Source organism: Paenibacillus sp. FSL R5-0345, from assembly GCF_000758585.1.
Classification (GTDB): domain Bacteria; phylum Bacillota; class Bacilli; order Paenibacillales; family Paenibacillaceae; genus Paenibacillus_AQ.
In genome coordinates this window covers 1939472-1962845 of sequence record NZ_CP009281.1, presented here as the reverse complement: position 1 = coordinate 1962845, position 23374 = coordinate 1939472, and the positions used below count along the sequence as shown (strand labels likewise).

Below are 23374 nucleotides of genomic sequence, written 5' to 3'. Positions count from 1 at the left end.
AAACCTTCATATTTGAAAATTCCAAGCGTATACATAAAACAAGGAACATTGACTATAAAGTTAACTTCAATAACCGGTTAACCTCAATCATATCAACGGTTACTTAGTTAACCATTCCAAGGAGCTGTGTAAAAGATATGGCAGATCCAACATTCGGAGTTAAGATTGCTCCAGAACTGAAGGAAAAGATCGATCAACTCTTCAAAGATTCAGACTTCAGTACACAAAAAGAATGGTTCCAGCATATGCTCTCTATCTATGATTTACACCAGTTAAGAAACCAGGACGGTAGCAAACGATATGCCAACGACTTGGACTATATCGTACAGAACCTAACACGCGTCCAAGAAACCATCGTACAAATGATGAAGAAGACAGCCGATGATGCAGCACATCAAGAAGCCGAATCAATAAGAACATCTGATGAGCTAAAGGAGCAACTTCGACAAAGCGATCAGTTGTGTAAAAGTTTAGAATCAAAACTAATTGAAACAGAAGAGTTGACAAATCAGCACAAGAATAATCTGACGGATCTACAGAAGCAAAGCGGCGTACTTGACGATCTCTGCAAAACATTAAAGAATTCCCTGCTCGATAGAGAAGCCGAAATAGATGCTTTAAAACATGAACGAGCTCAGTGGGTATCCTCCGACTATCCTGCTACAATCCAGAGCCTAACGACAGATAATCAAGCCCTTAAGCAACAATGCCAGATGCAACAGCATCAGATCGATCTATTGCGAATGGAATATGAGAAGAAACTAGAAGTAGAACAATTAAAAACGGGTTTTGCCAGGAAAGAAGCCGAGTTGCTCCTATTGTCCCAGCGTAAACGCAAAGAAGACCCTGATGATCCACCTCGTAAAAGAGGACGTCCAAGAAAAGACGAATCTATACTGTCTGTCAGTGGGCAACAACAATTATTCACTGATGTTTATGATGACGTAGAAGATGAGCAGAATCAGGAATACGATCTACCTGATGACGCTGAGGGTTTGTTTGAAATGCTCGGGGATGAACCTCCTCAAACGTAAAAGGAATGAACATAGCCCCCGTCCGTATCCGGCGGGGGCATTCTTAAAGATATTGTTAAGTTTTATAACGGCTGTAGTTTAATTTCAATATCCTCATGCCCATGAACGATCACATATTGTATCAATGTTTGAATAATTCCTTTCGCTTGCTCGACCGGTAGCAATTCTATAGCGCTAATGATATTATTCACTTTATCGTTCAGCTCTTTCTGAACCTGATCCATGTTTACTGTCTTGACTTCACTATGAGACATTCTCTCCAAATCGGATAATATTTCATCCAATTTAGTCTTCTCTTCGTTCAAATCGCCTAATTCAATTAATCCCGAGGTATAGGCTTCGATCTTCCGTTTATAGCGCGCTTTTGCGGTGTTTGCCTTATGTTCTAGCTGCTCCCGCTCATCTTTCACGAGCGAGTCCTTCGCCAAAACCATTAGTAATCTGGAATTATCTTCAACTAGTTTTAGTAAGCCTTCTTTAAACCATTCCTCAACTGAATCTGCCCGATATTGTTTACTCATGCAAGTCCCTTTATTCTTATTAGCTGAACAGCGATATACCCGATATCTTCTGGCAAGAGAACCCGAAAATCCGATGCTCATACCCGAACCGCAGTTTCCACATCTCAGCATGCCCCCCAGCAGATGAGGGCTTGTTTGTGCTCTTGGAGCCATAGTGGTCTGCCCCATTCGCTTCTGTACACGATACCACAGCGGTTTCTCTATAATGACAGGTAGACAATCTTCCACGTTTACCCACTCCGATTCATCCTTGTCTTTACGTTTTGATTTGCTCGAATCTATCCTATTCCAGACCAATGTACCTTTATAAGCGGGATTCGTTAACATCAACTTAATCGCTCGAATTGACCACTCTTTCCGTTGTCTGGATGGAATACCCTCCTCATTTAATCTCTTCGCAATGGAATAAAAACCGAGCCCCTCATTCAGATACAAGTCGTACACCCTCCTTACTATCTCCGCTTCCTTTTCATTAATCACCAAGGACTTGTCCACTAGGTCATACCCGTAAGGGCTTTGCGTTAACCATTTCCCTGTAGTCGCGGCGTGAAACATATTTTCAAATACGCGTTCGCGAATTCGCTCCCTCTCAAACTCCGCAACAGCCCCTAGAACTTGCAGTGTAAGACGACCAGATGGAGTGTTGGTATCAAATGATTCGCTAATGGATACAAAAGATACTTCGAAATTTTGGAACATGTCGATTATATTAAGTAAATCTAATAATCTTCTACTCATCCGATCGAGCTTGGTAACCATGATACGAGATACGCTTCCACTTTTCACTGCATTTAGTAATCGCTTTAACTCTGGACGATCCAAGTTTTTAGCTGAATAACCATCATCGATAAAAAGCTGAACCTGGTCTGTCCAACCCATTGCCCGACAATATGCTGTTAATCTTTCTTGCTGTTCATCCAGTGAAACACCCTCTCGTGCTTGTTCATCCGTTGAGACCCGGCAGTACACAGCCACGAATCGGAGGTTAAATGTCTCATCTTCCCGTTGTTTTCCGCTCATGACTTCACCCCTTGTTCATACCTATGCCTGTCCTGTTGTATATATGTTAAATCACCTCATGATCCAATTGTAGTAATCGTTTTAACTCTAGACGATCTATTTTTTTAGCCAAATAGCCATCAGCGATAAAAAGCTGAACCTGATCCATCCATCCTATTGATCGACACAAAGATTTCAAACTTTCCTGCAGTTCATCCTGTGAGACACTCTCGTGCTTGTTCATCCCTTGAGTATCGGCAGTACACAGGCAAACGCAGATTACATGCCTCGTTTTTCCGTTGGTTTCCGCTCATGACTCACCTCCTGTTCTACTAACCCTTGTCCTATTGTATAAACGTAAAATCAAGGGGTTGTCCCTTCAAACTTGCCGCATAGAATAGATCGAGGTGATGTTATGGGACAACTCAAAGTCCGTTTTACAATTGAGCATCATGAAGAACAGAGCAGCTTTTCATCATTGACTGACCTGCAAGAGCACTCATTCTCAAAGCTTTTATTGAGTCGCCTCAACGATTTCGAAATTCGTCTAAAACATGCAGCGGCAGACATTTGGTTACAGGAGAAGCTCGGCAGAGACAACCATTCAAGCTACCAAATAACAATGGCGCAGAATGATCCAGTTCAGAAATGAAGAATGAAACGCCAAAAGCCTAACTCCTTGTTCAAGGGTTAGGCTTTCCTCTTCTTTGTCACCTTATTCATTATCATAAACAATTGTTTATTATGATGAATATCTTTCCAATGTTTGGGACAGCTTAATGGATATCCCACGATCCGACTGTGAATAGCTCAACGCCTTGTTCCACCATCGTCATCAAGTAATTAGCCGCAGTCGGATTGGTACGTTGCAAGTTCATCAGTAATTCACCTATGCGCTCTGTACGCCACACTGTATGATCATTTTCGGAAACATCATTGTTAATAATCATATTTAGTTCTTGTTGCAACTTACTCAATATTTCCAACTGAATGGTCTGTGTTTTTCCCGTTTCCAGATTGCTTAAGTACGCAGGTGACACCCCTATCTCTTTGGCAAATTCATTCAGTCCGAACCCTTTCTGCTGTCTAATCTGTCTTAACTGTTGTCCAAAATTGCCCATCTTCATCATCACCACCTTAGGAGGAATAACACCTTGAACCGCAAAAGAACACGTACCACTGAGTTGCAAATTTCATCCATTACTCATATCCACGACCCGCTTGCCGCTCGTAAGTGGATGGAACTATACATCAATCTATTGAAAAAGCAACTTATCGCCAACCATGTTGACCAAAACCCTGGAGAGGAGTGAATAGCCAATGAGTACGGTATTGTACGCTCGATCCTCCATTAAAACGCAGGAGCATTCCATTGATATGCAAAAGGCTCTTGCTCTTGAAAAAATCAAAGCGAAGGGCTTCTTATTCGACGATCTATATCTGGATGAAGCTGTATCGGCAAGAAAGACCGAAATTCACGAACGACCCGAGTTAAGTCGTTTAATTCAGGACATAGAAAGTGGTCTAGTCTCAACAGTTTACGTTTATAAGCGTGATCGTTTAGCAAGAATTGTTGTACAGTCAATGGAGATATTTGAACTGTTCCGTTCCAAGCAAATCACGGTTGTTTTCACCGCCGATAATGAAATACCGATCCAATACTCTCCAGCCGGAGAATTCTTCGAGCTGATCATCGCGGGTTTCAATCAGCGTGAAGCCAATCAAATCAACCAACGCATCAAAGAAACAAAATATACGATGACGAAACAAGGGAAACATGCTCAAGGTCGAGTTGCTTATGGTTATGTGATTGATAAGGACAAGAACTATGATCAACATCCGGATCAGGCTAAGACGATCTACAAACTGTATGATGCAATCATTAAGACCAAATGTAATACATTCTCAGATTTTGTTCGAGATATACAGCAACATAATTGTTTTCCTGCCAAATGGGATTACAATCGAATCCAAAGTTTGATTGGAAACACCATTTATAAGGGCATTCGAAAAATCGAGGAATTTGGTGAGTATGTTGAGATTGAGAATGAAAGGCTTCGTATCGTTGACGAATTAACTTGGAGTAAAGCACAGGAACGGATGAATAATCTTATTCAAACTCGCTCTCGAAAAACTAGTAAAGTCTCAATGATTCTTGACGATCTAATAATTTGTGGCAAATGTGGCAATGCCATGTTTGGCAAAGAAAAAACGGATGTAAGTACAAGAAGATATTACACCTGCAAGAAGCATAATTACATCCAGCTCGTTCCTGATCTGCTGGAAGAAATGATTTTGGAGGAGTGTGCAAAATTCATCACAGCGCAGTTTCAAACCTACTTTCCTGAACTGTACCAACTAACACATGGGGACCTGATTCAGTTCTACAAGGACTCCATTGCTGAGAGTAAAAAGGAGATTCAGAAATTTAAACAGAGACTTTATGAAGATACCTCAACATGGCTTCAATCCCCAACACCAGATTTACAGGCTATGTTAATATACCTGCATAATTGTATTCGTCGGGAAGAGGAGCTACAACATTATTACCCCATCAAGCTTAACGAATTGCAGAAACAGTTCCATCTAATAAAGGAGCTGCAACAATCAGTTGATCTAACAAAGGAGATTCTCTCCTATAACAATAGTGAACGAGAAGAGTTCATTCGGGACATTGTCTATCGAATCGAAATCGACTATCCCTCACTTTATATCCAATTCCGAGACCCCTTTAAAGGAAAGGCTGTGATTGTACATGTTGGCGTTAGCTGATCTCATAAAGCCTGGGATGAGGGGCGCATTCTATGGGCGCCATTCTACGGATAAACAAACGATGGAAACCCAGCGGTCCATGGCTTATGAATTTGCCAAGAAATATGGATGCACGATTACATGCGAATACGAAGATGCTGGTGTATCCGCTAGAAAAAAGAAGTTAGATGACCGAGATGGAATCTCCCTTCTTCTTAAAGAAGCGATTGACCGCAAATTTGATTTTGTCTTGATTAATCATCATGACCGTATTGCACGAAATCCGATGGAACATCAGATGATTCGAATGATTTTAGCCGGTTACAATATTCCAGTTGTTATTAGCAGCTCTGAGAGTTTGTATGACTCTGGGGATTTTATCGTTGATCTCATCAAGGATGGGACTTCCAAAATGGAAGTCGATAATACTCGAATTCGTACCCGCGATACCTCTAAGAGTATTTTATTAAAAGGAAAATGGACTGGTGGTAAAGCACCTTTTGGTTACCGCTATGACAAAATAAACAAAACCTTTTCTCAATGCGAAGAAGAGTTAACAATTGTAAGGAGTGTGTATAAGTTATACCGCAATCGAGAAGGTTTCCAATCCATTTCCCGTTTGATCAGCCATGAATTCGGTAAAACCATTAATAAGGCAACTGTACGCTGGATTATAACGAACCCTTTTTACGCTGGTTATATGTCTCACCATCGCAAATCTGAACACTCAAGAAATTCAATAACTCCAATCGAAAACTGGTTGATGATAAGAAGTGACTTAATCGAGCCGATTATGAGCTTGGATGAATGGAAAGAAACCTGGGCGATCTTCGAGCAGAGAAAGACCGGAAATCTCAACCCGAAAATGTACAAAACGAGCTTCTTTTTAAGCAATCTGCTGAATTGTTCAGTCTGTAATAGTATATTGATTGGTAAAGATCAAACCACATTTGATGTGAAGCGAAACAAACATTACGGAAAAAAGTGGTATTTCTGCCCAACTTGCAAATATAAGATCGAGTCATATCGGATGCATAACGTCATTGATGCTCTTTTAAATGATTTAAAATCTCAAAATCTGAAAACAGTTGGCTTACTTGTGTATGATGAGCTATTAAAGGAGCGTCAGCTCATTACTAATCGATTGAATAGTACCAAGATCGAGTTAAATAGAGCAGAACATCAACTACAAATGGCGGAAGATCAATCCAAACACCTCGCTTCATTGATGAAAGATCTTGAAACCATCGACGATAACACCAAGATGGTTCAAATCCTTACTCTACAGAAACAACACCTGTTAACCCGGATCAAAGAACTGAAAATAGAAATCAATCAGTTAGACAAGACCGCTCAGTATCTTGAACTGATTGAGGGAAATGAAGATGAAATCACACGAAATATCAAATCCATTAGTATTACGACCAGTAAGGACAATAATAACGATATCCGAAAAATGATTACCTATCTGGTTGTGCAAGCTACATTTACCCCAAAAACCATTGATAGCAAGAATGTAGTGACTCTTGGAGATATAGCCATCCAAACCAGAAGCAGCCTTGTAAGAATGACCATCAGTTAACCGACTGTCTTAACTAAGACGGTCGGTTTTTTAGTTATCTTGGTTATCTCCTCTGAATGTAGACAAGTTCTCGGTTAATGGGTTAGCTTGTCCTCCGCGGGTGCCAAAATCTCGGTAACGAGATAGGCACCCGATCGGTAGCCTACCCGGCTACCGAGACAAAGCGCCTAAAAAGTGCTTGTACACTGGGTTTGTCCGGTTTCTATATTCATCAGTATGGACAGGATTTTAGGATGGTAAACGTTTCTCGGTTATTGGGTATACACTAATAAAAATCTCGGTAAGTTAGAACCTTTTAAATCACAATGCTTAATAATGTTTACAATCAGTCATGAAATGGAAATAAAGAAAATAATAGTAATAGTATCAACAAAACACACTTATGTGGAGGTTAATCATGGAATCGTCTGAATGGTTCAAATTAGATATAGCAGAAAAGGATAAGTTAGTTGCTATGAATGTAATGGGTTTAAATTACTTCAACTCACCTGAAAGTATTGATTGGTATCAGCAGCATTATGAATTAGGTCTATGGCACTATACAAGCAATATTCAAGATGCTAATAAGATACTTCAAAAATTATCTGAAGAAAATAAAAAAGTAACCATACATATGTTATCTCAGAATGTATTTCACTGTTGTTTTTATGAGAATGAAGGAGATACAAAATCATTTATCTCATCAAACTCATTATCCGATGCCATATGTCTTGCTGCAATTCAATATAAGAAAAAAGAGCTACAAAAAAAGTAGCTCATCCTAAAACTTCATATTTTCCGTAGCCATTAAAGTGTAAATGGCTGTAGTTAACACCAAAGTGTTTCATCTTAAATGCGATCAATTGCTCCAGATCTTCGTCACATGTAGTAATAAATAGTTGATCTAGAAAACCTGGGTTATTAGTATTATGAGTTAACTCAGTTCTAATTAAATCAACAAAAGACAATATATTTAAATCATCCATAGTTTGTATTGGATCATCCATAAAATAACAGCGAAATGGATTTTCTTTTTGACCCATTGCAATAGTTAGATAAATAGCAAGAGAAACAACAGATATTTGTCCAGTGCTCAATACATTTGGTACATATACTTTATCATTTGACATCATATTTGCATTTAGTTTGGCTTTGGTGTTTGTTTTACCTTCTCTTGTGAGATCAATTGCTTGAATATTGGTATGTCTATTTAACCTTTTATAAATTTTTTGGAGAGGCTCACTAATATCCTTTACTATCTCATCATCAAATTCTTTTCTTAATTGTTTTGTATTACTTAGTATCTTCTTTAATTCTTTCAATTTTTCTTCTTTTTCATGCAAGTAATCTTTAGAAACATTGTATTCAGTCTCTGCTTTTTTCATTTTCCCCTGTGTTTCTTTCATTATCAAATCATTGTTTACTTCATTTTCTAACTGCTCTAATAACTTCATCCTTAATAAAACATCTGGTAATGATATTGGCGCTTTTTCGATCTCTCCTATTTTATTTTTCACCTCAGTTGTTAGCAATTCATAATTAGAGATATAACTCTCCATCATATTCAACTTATCTCTCGTATTCGAGCTATCAAATTCAGATTTTGAAATGAATCTATCTTTATTTGTAATACTAAATATATCATTGAGGTTTCCATCACCATCGTCAATAAGTCGAATTATTTGCAACTCAGTTTGAAGAAATTCAAATTCAATAATTGAATTCGGTTTGAGTTGTTCACGTAGTTTATTTACTTCTTCTAAATTTATGTTTTTTACATCGATTTCAAATCTTTTGGAGGCGACTATAATAGGTTCAGTTACAATAAAAGCATTCATGTTGTCGTTAAATATTTCTATTTCTCCGAGTAATTTCTTTTTGAAATCTAGCATTAATCTATCGAATTGCTTTCTATTTAGCTCAATTAAAGCATTATAATCCCCCTGTAATTTAGCTCGAGTCTCATCATAGTTACCTAATCTGTTTTTCGCTTCGATTCCTAGCTCTATATTCTCTTTAGAAAATCTTTCATCGCTTCCACAAAGAGGGCAATTATCAACCTCGTGACTTAACATCGTAAAACCATTCAAGTGATCTACAATAGCTCTTAGCGATTGGATTACAGGATCATTATTTTTGTATACACTCAGTTTGCTTTCTAATGCTAATGACTCGGTTATTCGATTTTTTAGTTCTTTAATCATCTGATGTAACTCTACTTCATTAATAAAATAAGGATTTACTAGTTGTTCTTGAATCTGATTTACAGCCTGTTCACTGAATGAGGAAATGCTATTAATAATTCTTTGTATGTTCTTATATTCAACATTCTGTTTTTCAATTGCTAGTTTGTCTTTTCCAGATATTTTCTGAAAATAATGTATATTTTCTTTGTAAGTCAAGTAAATTTCCTTTTCGAACTCTTCAAATTTCATTTTATCTTTTAAGTAATCAACATAATTAATTATTAGATCTATTACTTGTTGTCTCCTAACAATTTGAAAAACTTTATTAAGATTAATCTTCTGGTCATTAAGTTGATTCTTATGTATATCATTTTGAACTATAAGATCAAATAATTCTTTTGTATTTTTTTCAGTTTGATAAATTTTTTCTTTTGGATACTTATTAAATAATGATTCTAAATCTACTTTGTTTTCACCTTGTTTTCTGTGCTCGTCTATTTTCAATTTCAATTCATTGTAGAGATTTAACTTTTCTACTGAACTCTTCTTAATAATTTCCAATTCATTACTTACTGTTTTTATAACACCCTCATAGATGAATTTCTCACCGTTCTTTTTATCTTCGTAGCCTTCCAAATTTTTTAGAATGGTTTCAATCTCATCTGTCCCACCAAAGAAATATGAAAACATATTGTAGATATCTTCCCTAGATTTTTGATATATCTTTATATTTTTTTCATAGGAACAAATATGTCTTTCATAGAAATATTTCGAAACTTCCTTTTCCACTACATCATCAATAGTCGAAAAAATTTTAAGTGAATTACCCATTCTTACTTCGAATGGCGATCCCGCTAATGAAAGACCTTCTTTCTCATTTTTACCATTAAAAACTCTTTTAAGATATATTGCATCTTCACCATATGTACCCTCAATCTCCACAACAACCTCTTCCTTTGAAGAACCGTTCCGAAGTAGACCTAGTTGCATTGTTTGAGATTTATCTTTTTTACTTCTACTTTCATATTCCTCTTCTAATCTTTTTACTGTACCAGTTAAACACCATTCAAAAGCATCTAGAACTGTTGTTTTTCCATAACCATTTGGACCACCAAGTAAAATTAGTCCTTTTTTACTTTCTTTATTTTCAAAGAAATTAAACACTTGGTTTTCATATCCTCTAAAGTTTTTAACGGATAGTTTACTCATAAGAAATTTTCTATTCATTATTTATTCACCTACCTCAATAGATTCTTTTCAATGGCTTGCAGATCAGGTATTGACTGAGTTTTGATTAATTCATTGAAAACAGACTCATTTATAAATTCCTTTAGTTTAAGAGTAATTCCATTGTAACCATTTGATTTATCTTTCACAGAAATGTTAATTGGAACCAACGGTAATATTGATAATTCTTCTTCAAAATTACTGTTTTTAGAATCCAATACGATTTTTTTACAGAAATACTTGTCCTTCTCAGAACTTAATAATTCTAAAACTTCAAATGAAACCTTTTTAGACTTTTTCATTTGTAAGTATAGAGGAGCAAGCAATACCATTGTAATATTAAACTTAAGTGAATTATGAGGATTAAAATTAATAAAAGAAGCAACTTCTTCCTCGTACCTTTTAATCTCATCTTTAGTATAAATCTTATTTTTCTCTTGAATAATAAAAACTTCTTTATTTTCTTTGTCCGAAAACACATAATCAAAATTTAATATATTCAAATACTTCATCTCATATTTATTGTTATCCTTATCGTATTTAGGCAATCTTTGAATATATGACATTCTATAATATCCATTGTTCTCTAACATGGAAATTAGTTGCTCTAACAAGATTAATTTCCTCCTTCTATACATCCAAATTCAAACAAGTTTGACATGCGCCCTGTTTCATCATACAAACTTACATCTAAACAATTAAGACATTGGATATAAAAGACCCCTTCATCTTTATAGGGGACTGACCCCATAACATGAGACAAATCAAAACACCTTCAAGAGAATGGAACCTTGTCGTAAGATAAGGAGATCATCTTGGAGGTGTTTTTGCATTGGCAACCAGAGTAAGTTATCCCGTGGAAATAAAGATGAAAGCTATAGAAATGAGATTAGCAGGAGTACCTGTGAAAGAGGTTATGGAGCAGCTCGGAATACGGAATAAGACACAGCTAAAGACATGGATGAGATGGAATCGAAATGGTGAACGACATCGTTTGGAGCAGCCGGTGGGTAAACAGTACAGCTATGGCAAAGGTCCGGAGGACTCTTCGGAACTCGAAAAAGTAAAGGCAGAGAACCGATTCTTAAAACAACAATTAGATCTGCTAAAAAAGTACGAGGAGTTGGAGAGGAGGTGGAACCAGAGGCCGTTATTGCCTGGATTGAATCCATTCGAAACGAAGTGACGGTGTCTGAGGCTTGTAGATGGCTCGGAATCGCAAGAACGACTTACTACCGCTGGAAAGCAGCTGTGGGGACAAAGCATACAGACAAACTGGTGGAGAAAATCCGGGAGCTTTGCATCCGTCATAAATTCCGCTATGGGTACCGAAAAATCACGGCGCTCCTTCGGATAGAGCAGAGTATAAATCATAAGCGAGTCCAGCGGATCATGCAGTGTGAGGGGCTTCAGTGCCGCGTGAGGATGAAAAAACGAAAGGTGACTGGGCAATCTGTACACTCCTTTGAAAATCTGCTCAAGCGACAGTTTCATGCAGAAGCACCTCTGCAAAAACTCGTCACGGACATTACCTATTTGCCATTTGGCGGGAAGATGTTGTACTTCTCCAGCATTCTAGACTTGTACAATGGTGAGATTGTGGCTTACAGTATAGCAGATAAACAAGATACCTCTTTGGTGTTGGATACATTAAATCAACTTCCAAAGCAGAAAAAGATGTTGTTGCATAGCGACCAGGGCAGCGTGTATACGTCCTTTGCGTACCAGGAAGCTGTAAAAGGAAAAGGCATTACCATGAGCATGTCCCGTAAAGGAACGCCCGCTGATAATGCCCCCATTGAATCGTTTCATTCCACTCTAAAGTCTGAAACGTTCTACCTCGAAGATCTCACATCTACAACGACTGCAATCGTTGTAAAGACCATTCGAGACTACATCATTTACTATAACTCAATTCGAATTCAAGCGAAACTAAATAACCAGTCACCGATGGATTTCCGGCGACTGGCTACTTAAACTTGTAAGGTGTTTTGATCCCTGTCTCACAAACGGGGGTCAGTCCCATAGCATGGTGTATGGGTGTTATCTACCTTTGTAATATCGAGCTTATATTGATTAGGTTTGTTAGCTTTAACACCACAATTACCCAAATACCAAACATTAGGTCTAGTTGAAAGTTTACTAAATCTTTCAAATAAATTTTGTAATGTTCCTCTTGGATCATCAGTTACATTACCAAGAACAACACCATTTTGTCTTTTCTCTCCTGGATATTTGAACAACCATATCTCATTAGTAATGATAAACCAATTTTCCAAAATGATTTCCTCTTTAAATCTTTGTTCATGAAAATACATAATTTTTGCCAACTTAGCTATGAAATTCGAGAAATTTGGTGAAGATTGCATAAATGCATTAAACTCATCTCTAGTTCCTGAAATAAAATTCAAATTAGTTACAGTATTAGTAGACACAGATGTTAAAAAGGACTTTCTGTATCCTGAATTTTGAAAATTTTCATGAAGAAAGATTCTTATTTTCTTTAATAAGACCTCATAATTGATAACCATTTCATTGCTTATTTCATCATGTTCATCTTCATTCTGAATAAATGGAGGTAATTGGAACTTTCGTATATGGTTTAATTGGATCATCAATGTTTGTTCCAATAATTGCAATATTCTTGATGTGTAATACTCATCATTAATGAATAAGTTACCACTTTGAAAATAACTCTTCAGAATTTCAAAACTAACTTCAGATCCAGCTAAATTTTTGATTTTACAGATAGCTGCGGCATAAAATAACTCTTCATCATAAGCTTGGTATACTGAAAACAAACGCTTTAGCGTAGATTTAATTGATGCTTGAATGTCCATCATACTTGGTGTCTTTATGAATGTGGAAAGACCTGAAAAATCTATTCTTCTTTGGTTTGTATCTAGTCCTAAGCCACAAATTAACTTGTATGCAGAGTGCTGTTTATCCTCATCATTTTCCAAATTCTTTTTCATAACATTATTGATAATATCTATCGTAATTTTAGCACTAGTAGATTTATCATAATGGAAAATTGTTGATTTGAAGGTTAACTCAGAATTTCCACTTTGTAAAAATAACAAATAATTATAATACAGCCAAAGTAATGCTTCTTCATACTTAACTGGTCCCGCAGTCGTCATATGATGCTTCATTTGAGCAAGCCTTATATGTTCCTTACCTTTATCACATGTATACACTTTTACATAATCCTCTGAGTGCTCAACATGAAAAATCCCATTTGGTTCTTGTCTTGGCTCTAAAAAGGCATCCTTGTCAGAAGCATCTTCTAAGATATGTAACAGTGTTAATTCCATTTGATAAAAATATCCATCAAATGATGCAGATGCATCTCGATGACTATTTTTTTCATATAGATGTTTGAGCAAATCTTCTGCATTTAGCATAATAACCGTTCCTTCACCTTTATTTTCCAACATTCGATTATTACATATTAAACATGTGCTCTATATATACCTTCTTCTTGCCTACTTTTGTCGGAAACTAACTCTACAAGGGTAATTAACTATCAAATAGTATCATTATCTTCTCGTATCTTTGTATTAATTCTAAAGTCCTTAACTCTTATAAATATAGCTTAGAAGTTGTTCGAGAAGTCGAATATATTAGTAGTGAAGGTAATTGAATTTTATCTCCAGGTCATATTTGCTATTAAACAATTAACCAATCTTAATTTCAGAGAACAAAATAACCGTTCGAAAATGTATCTCGCCGGATGATTATCTTTGATCTAACAGACTAAATAATGTGTTCATTGGAATTTGAAATTCCTTAAAGACAATGAATTGAATTGTTTCTTGCTCCGTATATAAATGACATGCCTGATAACTAGCATCCTCCAAAGTATATACATGAACCGTTTGATTCCCATGATCAAGAATCTAATATTCCTGTACGCCTTGCTTCTGATATAAGTTACCGGATCATTGCTAATTTTTTCACTTGTTCATTTCAACAATATTTCCTAATCATCATCATTTTCCAATTATTACATAACTATAAACTTATTGAACGATCTAGGTTTATAAATTCGATAAGATAGACGCTGAGTAAAAAATTGCGGACAACTTATGAGAAAACTTTCAGAATCAATTAATTATTCTTTTGCGTGCAGCACCTTTTATTATCGGGTTAAACCTGAGGATTGTGCGTAATCAAAGGGAAACTGCAAAAAGAATGTCAGTTACGGGGCGAAAGTTAATCTGGAGGCATTATTGAAGACAATCAAATGGCTTAAACATATAATAAGAAGAAAGTACGTCGAAAATCCTTGTAAATAAACCCACGCAGAGGCGTGGGTTTTCTCTTTTATTACTGTTATTTTTCAGATAATAAGTACACTAACGTAAAATTATATGTAGTGATTAACACGTAGTATCTCTTTTAAATATCTTAGGAAACGGCTTGATCAGAGATATTAAGGGGTACGGATATTTCCCAAACATCTTGAAAATGTTTTTCATAAGACATAAATAGACCATCCGGGATTTTGTTAAAACAGAATAACGGCGCCGCGCTACCCCGCAAACCATAAAGATGGGGTGTTACGTTCATTTCATCATCAAATCTATAAAGTGAACAGTAAAGTGGAGTTTGATGAAGTCTTATTTCGACATTATCTAGGTCACAGATAGATCTCAACCTTCGAATACTTGTCTCAATACGGGATGATATCAAACCTTCATCAGACTCTTCAATATTTCTATTCTTAACTGCATCAGAATTAGGATCACCTAGTAAAATTCTTATTTTACAACCTTCATTTGCCTTCTTCTTTAACAAATCTGAAAATTCTGGAAATTCCGGTAAAAACGCCATAGCAAAACCTAGAAACTCAATGCTTTCATGAGACGATTTTATTTTATCAATCCAACTGTTTGTGTGTAATTCAGCTCGATGTTTCCAGACTGCAGACAATCCTGTCTTGCTCGACCTATCAAGAATTTCAACAGAACCTCGTAGTTTTTCCATAACAGGAGAGAAAGGATCCCCTAGTACAGAGTTAAGAATAAAATACAAAATTACTGATGCAATTATTGAGGTTCCGATACTAATCATTACACTTTCCATTGTACCTTTAAGCCAAAATCCAATAAAAACTAACATTCCACCTAATAATGCTAAAATCACATACAATAAAATCTCAACAAATTTCTTTGAAAAATCTTTTTGTTGCATAATTTCCCGTCCTTATCTAATAAGTGCTTTTTCTTGATTAAGCAAATAATCATTAATTCGTACCATTTGAGCTGGATGTGCGTTTATACTTAAAATATCTGTTATTTTGAAAAAAGAAACTTCATGCGATTCACTACTGACCGTTAAATTTCCTCCAATAATTTTGCATTCAAAACATAAAGAAAACTGCTGCCGAACTTCACCATTGGTATACTGTATAATGTGATCAGGATCCGTGTAAGTTCCAATTAGTTTATTTACTATCACATCAAACCCTGTTTCCTCTTTGACTTCTCTTATTATTGTCTGCTCGATATTCTCTCCAAAGTCCATTGCCCCTCCAGGTAATGACCACAATAAATTATCAGTTCTTTTATGCATTAATACTTCTCCTACATCGTTAACAACGATTGCTGATGCTGCAGCAACTATTGAATTAGGGGTTGGAGCGTTCTTTTCATGATAATAGTCTTTTCTTCCCACAATTCTGTCTCCTTAAAAGTTAGTTAAATTCATTTTACACTAACAAATTTTCCCTTGCAATAAATTACAGACAGCTCTTTTTACTAACTAAAATAAAACTTCCAGAAAACAACCCAACCACAAACCTTTTTCCTAAAAGATTCCAATTATTCAAGCATTATTTTCGCCATACAAAAAATGCTAAGCAACTGATAAGCAACTTAGCATTCTTTCTATTCAAATTCGGATATCGAAATATATACCACTGAGTTCCCCGATCCATATTTCTTTAATAATAGATCTTGAGCACATTGTAGTTTATGAAATATGTCAAAGTTTGCTTCGCTTCCTTCAAAAAATAATCTTCCTTTATCCTCTCCCTCCTCAACAACTCCCCAGCTAACAGGCTGATAAGCACATTCAACTTTTCCTCGGTTGATACCTACCGCATACTATATAGATTCAATCAGTTTTTTGCTTATTTTCCAGTGCTTACGAGTAGCTTCGTAATGATCTTTACCATCTTTGAGACCATTATGAATTTTTAATAACACGATCTCTTCCTTCATCTTTGATATCCCCCCAACGCTAATTAATTACAATCTCCAAATATCAGCAACGATGCCAGCTAGTTTATTTGTCCGTTCTTGAATCGTCGCTATATCCCATTTCGGACAATCGCTAAGCTGCTTAGTCATTATTATCGATGATTGCTCATAATTTTTCTTCTTTTCTTCAAAGAGATTATTCGATGCAACGATATTTAAACTTGAACAAAATAGAGTCAGATTTCCAATTTTATTAACATGGATATCATGCAAAGCCGTGACAGCCCCCAAATAGGTCTCCCAATCTCCATATTCTTTTTTACTAATCTTGGACTTGATCGTTTTTGGCATAATATGCTTGATATGAAGAAATGATCGGTTTGCAATGCTTTTTGCTTTACTGAAGTTTATGTGGTATTTCTCAATTCGCTCCAGTATGTATTTGCATTGATCATCTTGTCTGAAGTTCTTCATTTTTAAATTAGCAACGAAATCTGCGTCCGATGGAATATATTCATCACTGGTCAGCACCTCTTTTATGTATTCTACACAACTAGTGTCAACTGGAGTATTGAGCGCCAAATGATTAAATATTGGATCTAAGTCGTTCGTCGACCAACTACAAATAGCTCGTCTGAATCAGATTAAGTACGGTTTAAGTACGGTTTAAGTACGGATACAAGTGGCTGTACATATTTGATTATATAAAACAGCGTACTCTTTCAGTTCATCTACCAAATCTACAATAGAATCTGACTTATCAACTACGGATTTGTATCGATCATATAATTTATTAAATGAAAATACGCCATCCGTTTTGGACAACAACACTTGTCTAAAGAACCGAAAGTGATCCAGCTGTCAAATAAGCTCAACTATTTCATCCCAATTTTCAGCGATATCATCAAGTTCATCTTCGTAAGTACGAGTAGCTTTACTTAAAATGTGATTTCTAGTCAGGTCTGCTGCCGAGAGAGATAATCCCCGATCATTCAGAGTTTCAAATAATCTAAATACATCCTTATGGGACATCACCTGGATTAATACTACCTTCAATGATCCAGTTATCGTCTTTACTAATTCGATCAAATCATTTTGCTCGAAAAAAAGACCTTTGAAAAATCGATACGCGAATACATATTCGAATTCGTCAAGTCTTTTATTTTCCGATCAACAATTGTTCCAAAATCGTTCCTGTCCAATTTGCCTAGTATAAGCTTCGGCAAGTTATTTGGGAACTATGAAGAGTCTCTCCAATCGCTGCTTCCTGTTCGCATCCGCTCTGAATCAAACTGTCACGAAAAACAGCAATAAGCAAAGAAAGCGTTGTAAAGCGTTGTTGCCCGTCAACTACTTCAAATTGGTTAATTTCAATATTAAGCTGAGGATTAATAACCGCTATAGAACCAAGGAAGTGCTCTTCCCCAACTTCTATGTTCTGAATATCATTCCATAAATCCATCCATTGATCTTTGCCCCATAGATATCTTCTTTGGTATGCAGGGACAATAAACTGTTTATTTCCACCAGAAAATAAACGCGTTACCGACATTTCATTAGCTTCTAGCGGTAGCCTACCCGGCTACCAAGACAAAGCACACAGAAAGTGCTTGTAAACTGGATTCAACCACCTAAATATTGACACAAATCTTGTTCAAATGATAAAATTACGCTCTATATCCTATTAAATAAAATCAACTTTTAGAGGAGACTATCTGTGGATATTAGCACTTTATCAGAAGCAGAGGCAATTGAAATAATTAACGAAGAAGAAAGCCATTTCATGGACTTTAAAAGCAAAAGAATTACAGGCAAAGACTTGCAGAAAATCGTTTGTGCTTTTGCCAATGCAGATGGTGGTGAAGTGTTCGTAGGAATTGAAGATGACGGAGATACATTGGATAGATGGATAGGATTCAATAACCAAGAAGAATCAAACCAATTAATACAAACCATTTCAATCGACATAAAACCATCTATTCCCGTAATCTTTGAGTATTATCGTATTAGTGGTGCGCCTGAAAAAGGACTTGTATTAAAGATAAATGTAGCGAAAAGTGCAGAAATTCATTATACCTCTGATACAAAAGTATTTGTAAGAAAAGGCGCTCAAAAACTACCATTAGATGCAGAAAAAATAACTAATTTAAAATTATCCAAAGGTTTACTATCTTTTGAAGACCAAATTATTTTAGGATATACTGGCGAAGAATTGTCCGAGTCAGAAGCGCTCTTATCATTTCTTGAAAGTTATTCACCAATAACTAGCTCCCACGATTTTTTAAAAAAACAACGTTTAATACGTAAACATGAAGAGAATTTTTCACCCACAGTTGCAGGAACTCTGTTGTATGCAGATAACCCATCAGCAATATTACCTAAAAAATGTGCTGTAAAAATAGTTCGATACGATACTAGTGAGATTGAACCAAGAAGAGAACATTTAAAAGAACAGTTCACAGTCGAAGGACATTTAATGTCTCAGATTACAGAATCTTTAAGTATTATTCAAAAAGTAATTGAAAATGTTCGTATCTTAGGAGATAAAGGTCTTGAAAACACAAAATACCCAACTGAAGCAATTAAAGAGATTGTTGTAAACGCATTAATTCATAGGGATTATAACATCTCTGATGACGTGCAAATACTCATATTTAACAATCGCATTGAAGTAAAAAACCCTGGTCGACTTCCAGGACATATTACCATAGATAATATACTCGAAGAACGTTTCGCCAGAAATTCAAATATTGTTCGAATGTTAAATAAATATCCTGATCCTCCTAATAAGGATATCGGTGAAGGTTTGAACACAGCTTTTCAAAAAATGAGAGAAATGCGGCTTAGAAACCCTAGAATTTCACTTGAAGAAAATAAAGTAATCGTAATACTACCTCATGATCCGCTTGCCTCTCCTGAAGAAACAATTCTTCAATATTTAAAGGATCATCAGGAAATAAACAATGGAACGGCACGAAAACTGTGTGGCATTCCTTCACCTGATAACATGAAGCAAGTTTTTGCAAGATTGAGAGACAGAGATCTTATCGAACTGGTTCCTGGGAAATTTGGAAAGGCAAGCAGCTGGCGCAAAAAGAGGTAATTTTATTGGCTATAAGAATAAAACATCATAGCCATTTTTCATTGAGCACCTTAGCAATACGAAGGCTGGGCTTCCTACTGGCATCAGCGTATCGTCCGCGAACTGGATCTAACCGTTGAGGAAACCGTAGAATATGCTAAACTGAATTCCTCCGTCGTGCAGCCCTCAAGGCAAAGCCTGAATCCATACTACCTGGGTTTGAAAATCTTTGAAGACATCGAACGCCGCTGGGACCGCGAGAAAATATTTGAGGTACGCGAGCTGGAATCCGATACCTCTTTTATCCGCAGTTATCTGTCTAAGGAACTGGTGAACGACCTCGATCTTTATGTTTTTGAGAAAAAAGGACCGGAATGGAAAATCACCGACAAAGCTTGGGAAAATGTACGGGATCAACTGGTACTTGCCCGCGTCAACGGCGGCTCTCCTTACTTGGTCATAGAGGATGCTGATTTTGAGAAGAATGGGGAATTATTTATAACCCACCGCTACGAAAGTATCGAGCTGGATCTGAAGTATTTGGAGCGCACGCTCCCGCATATCTATTCGTTATGGGGTCGGACCGTTCATTTACAGACCGTCGTGGAGGACAAAAAGGCTAGGTTTTCGTATGATGGCAAGAAGGTGCAGCGGAAGTTTATTTAGGGGTTAGCTTAACGAAGGCCCACAGAGCATCAGCGCTCTGTGGGCCTTCTTCATTTTAGTTGTTATGTGGCAAGGGTACTACTATAACGACTGGACCCGGGTTAGACTTCCCGTCAATAACCGTGAAATTAGTTCCGATAAAGGTGGATATTTTGTCCGTTAAATTTAAATGGGACATTACTCTATAGTTACCATCAGGTAAATAAAAATCAAATTTGCCATCAATAATTGAAACTGTTAACTGAAAAGTAGACCCCGACTCCGTACTATTCACAAAAAACAATCCGTCCGCTAAGTTCGATCCATCTGAATAGGTTAAAGTACCTGTAATATTTTTTTGAGGTAATGCTATATGGATTGAAATCGGACTAGTCTGCTCCTTCCCTATTGTAATAGGAAAGCTTAGCGGTGTTTGATTTTGATTCAAATCAGTAAATGTATTCGCCTCATAAGAGCCCTCTGGTAAGAAAAGGTTAAATTCTCCGTTCTTTACTTGGAAGAAGTATTTAGTAGCCGGCTTCTCAGAACCAGTGCTAACAAGGCCTAGCCATCCATTTACCTGTGAATCCTCCTCAGAACTAATAGTCCCCGTATACTTCTTTGGCACTACAATATTCAGTGGATTCGGTTCAGGTTGGTCATTGGCTATTATAAAAGAATAATTTAGCTGTATTTGCTCTATGCCGCTAGATAAATTAATTAATTGATAGGCACCTTCAGGCAAAAACAAGGTAAATATCCCTTGGTAAATAGCTGCAGTGAAGAAGGACTGTGAACCATCTACATTAGTCTTATATACGGTTATAAGTCCATTTGTTATAACACTTCCATCTGCATTTTGAACACTACCAACATATGCTTTAGGTATCGTAATTGCCAACGGACTTGGAATCGTCTTACCGTTAATCACCGTGAACCTATAATCTATTGAAATTCTATTAGCGATATTATTGACGAAAAAATTATCTGCCTGGTAGTTACCGTCAGGCAAATACAGGCTATACTCGCCCTCTAGAACCTGTGCGAAATAACCTGGAACCTCTGGACTATCTGTTCCATGCACCAAAAGTGTTCCTGAAGGTACTACTGATCCATCTACCCTAGCGATAGTCCCAGTAGTCTTAGGAGGAATTATTATAGTAAGTTGACTTGGGTCAATCTGACCATTAACAATCTTGAGTTTATAATTTAGTGAGATTTGCTCTTGGGTTTCATTATTAATCTGATTAACTAGATATGTTCCATCCGGTAAGTACAAAGTAAATCGACCTTCTACTATTTGTGCATTGAAAATAGCAGATACATTGGGCTCTATCCTTGAAATAGTTAACGAACCGTTTCTTACTGAAGTACCATCTTGAAACTTAACACTACCTTGATGTCCTTCTGGGATTACAATATCAAGCGAACTAGGGTCAGGCTGTCCATTAGATACCTTGAAAGTATAATATAACGAAATCTGCTCCGATGAGTTTAAATCAGAAACCCCTGTAATTAGATAATCTCCATCATGCAAATTAATATCAAATTTCCCGTCAATCACCATTGTTCCGTAACCAATACTCATATCATTTTCAACCTTTTTCAAAGAAAGAATGCCCTCTTTAAATAATTTCTGACCATCTGCACGTGTAACTGTTCCAAATACGTTATTCACTGGTCCCGGCGTGCTTGTTGGTGCTGGTGGTGTCACTTCAGGCGTAAATGTCGGCATTGGAGTTGGCAATGGAGATACAATAGGCGTTGGTGTTGGTGTTGGTGTTGGTGTTGGTGTTAGTGTTGGTGTTGGTGTTGGTGTTGGTGTTGGTGTTGGTGTTGGTATTGGTGTAGTTACCGGTGCCGGCGTTACCGTTGGTACCGTCCCCGTTCCCCCCGGTGATGATCCGCCTGGCGATCCAGAAGAACCAGATGTTACTCCTGCAGGAGTTGGTGTAGCCGTTGATGCTGCTCGAAGTATACCATTTATAGTTAAGTTCACATTTGAGGGTACATCTTTTCCTACCTCTAAATTACGTGGTGCCTGTTCCATAATAATTCCGAGTGCATTTATTATTGCATGAACAATCGTCCCAGTCCCTATAACATTCGTGCTCGCGTTAAGAATCAAAGTTTGAATACTCACTCCATTAGCAGCTTCAATGGTTGCCGCTGATTGAACCTGGAGCTTCTCAATAACTGTTGAACCAATAGCAACAATTCTAATCGTCCCTGTCTTCTTATCAACAATCACCGAGGTTAGTCTAGCATTCTCAAAATGAATACTGTGTGCTCCCCCACCTTTAACCGTAGTAATACCGTTAACCGTGACATCTTTTAACAATACATCTCCCTCGGCAATTCCTTCTGCGAGTAATAAGTTACCCGTGATCGTCATGTTTCTTAGTGTTACATCAGGAGAGTTAATGACTACGTTTTGACTTACCTTCTCATTCCCTGTTAAAGGACCATAAGTTCCCGCTGTATCATACGAGAGACTTCCTATAGAAGCTTCATTCTTGATCGTTAAGGATCTGTCCAAGATTACAATAGCCTCTGCACGAGTAGCAAAGGATTCTGGATGAAAGGTATTATCCGAATACCCCGACATGATTCCTTTATCGTATACAGACCCTATAGCCCCTTTACTCCATACAGGACTAGCTGATGTGTCGCTAAACTTATTAGCTGAATCTGAAGAGGACAGTGCAAGTAATTTACTAATAATCACCGCAAATTCTTGTCGTGTGACCTTCTTATTAGGTCCGAATGAACCATCTGAATAACCTTGTATGTATCCTGCCGCATTCGCCACTAAAAGACCTGAATAATACCAATCTGAAGCTTTTACATCTTTAAAAGAATGCTCCTCTGTCTTAACAAATCCAAAAGACTTATTGATTAGCACAACCAATTCAGCTCTTGTAATCGAATGATCCGGTTTAAAATCCCCGTCTGGATAGCCTGATACGAGTCCTTTCTCCATCCATTTCGTAATTTGCGCTTCAGCCCAAGTCCCTTGAATATCAGAAGCCTTACTTGCAAAAATCGTACCGAAAGGTAATGAGGTAAGACAAACAATAAGCATGAATACGATAGTTTTCTTTAATAAAACCTGTTTAGTAATCACTTTACTCCTCCTATTTATGTATAAAATGAACT

19 protein-coding genes and 2 pseudogenes are annotated in these 23374 nt (G+C 36.8%); 9 read left to right on the top strand and 12 right to left on the bottom strand.

Features of this window, described 5'->3' with window-relative positions; genetic code table 11:
• The first annotated feature begins 137 nt into the window (after nt 1-137).
• Nucleotides 138-1034, top strand: coding sequence for a hypothetical protein (locus tag R50345_RS08565; protein ID WP_042125724.1), 897 nt, complete (start codon nt 138-140; stop codon nt 1032-1034).
• Nucleotides 1035-1096: 62 nt separating this feature from the next.
• Here R50345_RS08565 and R50345_RS08560 read toward each other — a convergent pair whose 3' ends face one another.
• Nucleotides 1097-2575, bottom strand: a complete 1479-nt coding sequence (locus R50345_RS08560; protein ID WP_042125722.1) for a recombinase family protein — start codon at nt 2573-2575, stop codon at nt 1097-1099.
• A 46-nt stretch (nt 2576-2621) separates the two neighbouring features.
• Nucleotides 2622-2798: a hypothetical protein gene (locus R50345_RS31230; protein ID WP_156114758.1), complete on the bottom strand. Its 177-nt coding sequence runs from the start codon at nt 2796-2798 to the stop codon at nt 2622-2624.
• A gap of 171 nt (nt 2799-2969) precedes the next feature.
• On the opposite strand from R50345_RS31230, the gene R50345_RS08555 reads away from it, so the two are divergent.
• The gene (locus R50345_RS08555; protein WP_042125720.1) at nt 2970-3206 is read left to right on the top strand and encodes a hypothetical protein; all 237 of its coding nucleotides are present in this window, start codon (nt 2970-2972) and stop codon (nt 3204-3206) included.
• A 124-nt stretch (nt 3207-3330) separates the two neighbouring features.
• Here R50345_RS08555 and R50345_RS08550 read toward each other — a convergent pair whose 3' ends face one another.
• Nucleotides 3331-3681, bottom strand: coding sequence for a helix-turn-helix domain-containing protein (locus tag R50345_RS08550; RefSeq protein WP_231574092.1), 351 nt, complete (start codon nt 3679-3681; stop codon nt 3331-3333).
• A 27-nt stretch (nt 3682-3708) separates the two neighbouring features.
• Between R50345_RS08550 and R50345_RS31635 the strand changes: the two genes are divergently transcribed.
• From R50345_RS31635 to R50345_RS08535, 4 genes are all read left to right on the top strand, one after another.
• Nucleotides 3709-3867, top strand: coding sequence for a hypothetical protein (locus tag R50345_RS31635; RefSeq protein ID WP_197069762.1), 159 nt, complete (start codon nt 3709-3711; stop codon nt 3865-3867).
• 7 nt (nt 3868-3874) lie between these two features.
• Nucleotides 3875-5326: a recombinase family protein gene (locus R50345_RS08545; protein WP_042125718.1), complete on the top strand. Its 1452-nt coding sequence runs from the start codon at nt 3875-3877 to the stop codon at nt 5324-5326.
• Nucleotides 5310-6887, top strand: a complete 1578-nt coding sequence (locus R50345_RS08540; RefSeq protein ID WP_156114757.1) for a recombinase family protein — start codon at nt 5310-5312, stop codon at nt 6885-6887. Before R50345_RS08545 ends, R50345_RS08540 begins: the two co-directional genes overlap by 17 nt.
• Nucleotides 6888-7284: 397 nt before the next feature.
• Nucleotides 7285-7641, top strand: a complete 357-nt coding sequence (locus R50345_RS08535) for a BC1872 family protein (protein ID WP_042125714.1) — start codon at nt 7285-7287, stop codon at nt 7639-7641.
• A 1-nt stretch (nt 7642) separates the two neighbouring features.
• Here the strand turns inward: R50345_RS08535 and R50345_RS08530 are convergent, their stop codons facing one another.
• Nucleotides 7643-10279: an AAA family ATPase gene (locus R50345_RS08530; protein ID WP_042125712.1), complete on the bottom strand. Its 2637-nt coding sequence runs from the start codon at nt 10277-10279 to the stop codon at nt 7643-7645.
• Nucleotides 10280-10290: 11 nt separating this feature from the next.
• Nucleotides 10291-10893, bottom strand: coding sequence for a hypothetical protein (locus tag R50345_RS08525; protein WP_042125709.1), 603 nt, complete (start codon nt 10891-10893; stop codon nt 10291-10293).
• A 218-nt stretch (nt 10894-11111) separates the two neighbouring features.
• Between R50345_RS08525 and R50345_RS08515 the strand changes: the two genes are divergently transcribed.
• A protein-coding gene (locus R50345_RS08515; RefSeq protein WP_156114702.1) for an IS3 family transposase occupies nt 11112-12256 on the top strand; the annotation gives its coding sequence in 2 pieces (ribosomal slippage) (nt 11112-11400 and nt 11400-12256; 1146 coding nt in all).
• Nucleotides 12257-12282: 26 nt separating this feature from the next.
• Here the strand turns inward: R50345_RS08515 and R50345_RS08510 are convergent.
• The 6 genes and pseudogenes from R50345_RS08510 to R50345_RS08480 form a co-directional block, all read right to left on the bottom strand.
• Nucleotides 12283-13719, bottom strand: coding sequence for a hypothetical protein (locus tag R50345_RS08510; protein ID WP_042125707.1), 1437 nt, complete (start codon nt 13717-13719; stop codon nt 12283-12285).
• Between the two features lie 973 nt (nt 13720-14692).
• The gene (locus tag R50345_RS08505; protein WP_042125704.1) at nt 14693-15478 is read right to left on the bottom strand and encodes a DUF5919 domain-containing protein; all 786 of its coding nucleotides are present in this window, start codon (nt 15476-15478) and stop codon (nt 14693-14695) included.
• 12 nt (nt 15479-15490) lie between these two features.
• Entirely contained in the window at nt 15491-15961 is a 471-nt protein-coding gene (locus tag R50345_RS08500; RefSeq protein ID WP_042125702.1) for an NUDIX domain-containing protein, read from the bottom strand.
• A gap of 575 nt (nt 15962-16536) precedes the next feature.
• Nucleotides 16537-17019, bottom strand: coding sequence for an HNH endonuclease family protein (locus tag R50345_RS08490; RefSeq protein WP_042125700.1), 483 nt, complete (start codon nt 17017-17019; stop codon nt 16537-16539).
• A 330-nt stretch (nt 17020-17349) separates the two neighbouring features.
• A pseudogene (locus R50345_RS08485) lies at nt 17350-17583 on the bottom strand (hypothetical protein); the annotation flags it as partial.
• 112 nt (nt 17584-17695) lie between these two features.
• Complete coding sequence (locus R50345_RS08480) at nt 17696-18040, bottom strand: DUF262 domain-containing protein (protein ID WP_042125697.1); 345 nt, start codon at nt 18038-18040, stop codon at nt 17696-17698.
• Between the two features lie 165 nt (nt 18041-18205).
• Between R50345_RS08480 and R50345_RS08475 the strand changes: the two genes are divergently transcribed.
• Complete coding sequence (locus tag R50345_RS08475) at nt 18206-19591, top strand: RNA/DNA-binding domain-containing protein (RefSeq protein WP_042125695.1); 1386 nt, start codon at nt 18206-18208, stop codon at nt 19589-19591.
• A gap of 60 nt (nt 19592-19651) precedes the next feature.
• A pseudogene (locus R50345_RS08470) lies at nt 19652-20236 on the top strand (SpoVR family protein); the annotation flags it as partial.
• Nucleotides 20237-20291: 55 nt separating this feature from the next.
• Here the strand turns inward: R50345_RS08470 and R50345_RS31630 are convergent.
• Nucleotides 20292-23342 carry an S-layer homology domain-containing protein gene (locus tag R50345_RS31630; protein ID WP_052414526.1) on the bottom strand — a complete coding sequence of 1017 codons (3051 nt, stop codon included), beginning with the start codon at nt 23340-23342 and terminating at the stop codon, nt 20292-20294.
• Between the last annotated feature and the right edge of the window lie 32 nt (nt 23343-23374).

Bases quoted from the DNA above. Each gene is read 5' to 3' on its own strand.
- R50345_RS08565 (WP_042125724.1), top strand. From the start codon at position 138: ATGGCAGATCCAACATTCGGAGTTAAGATTGCTCCAGAACTGAAGGAA.
- R50345_RS08560 (WP_042125722.1), bottom strand. From the start codon at position 2,575: ATGAGCGGAAAACAACGGGAAGATGAGACATTTAACCTCCGATTCGTG.
- R50345_RS31230 (WP_156114758.1), bottom strand. From the start codon at position 2,798: ATGAACAAGCACGAGAGTGTCTCACAGGATGAACTGCAGGAAAGTTTG.
- R50345_RS08555 (WP_042125720.1), top strand. From the start codon at position 2,970: ATGGGACAACTCAAAGTCCGTTTTACAATTGAGCATCATGAAGAACAG.
- R50345_RS08550 (WP_231574092.1), bottom strand. From the start codon at position 3,681: ATGAAGATGGGCAATTTTGGACAACAGTTAAGACAGATTAGACAGCAG.
- R50345_RS08545 (WP_042125718.1), top strand. From the start codon at position 3,875: ATGAGTACGGTATTGTACGCTCGATCCTCCATTAAAACGCAGGAGCAT.
- R50345_RS08540 (WP_156114757.1), top strand. From the start codon at position 5,310: ATGTTGGCGTTAGCTGATCTCATAAAGCCTGGGATGAGGGGCGCATTC.
- R50345_RS08535 (WP_042125714.1), top strand. From the start codon at position 7,285: ATGGAATCGTCTGAATGGTTCAAATTAGATATAGCAGAAAAGGATAAG.
- R50345_RS08530 (WP_042125712.1), bottom strand. From the start codon at position 10,279: ATGAATAGAAAATTTCTTATGAGTAAACTATCCGTTAAAAACTTTAGA.
- R50345_RS08510 (WP_042125707.1), bottom strand. From the start codon at position 13,719: ATGTTGGAAAATAAAGGTGAAGGAACGGTTATTATGCTAAATGCAGAA.
- R50345_RS08505 (WP_042125704.1), bottom strand. From the start codon at position 15,478: ATGCAACAAAAAGATTTTTCAAAGAAATTTGTTGAGATTTTATTGTAT.
- R50345_RS08480 (WP_042125697.1), bottom strand. From the start codon at position 18,040: ATGTCGGTAACGCGTTTATTTTCTGGTGGAAATAAACAGTTTATTGTC.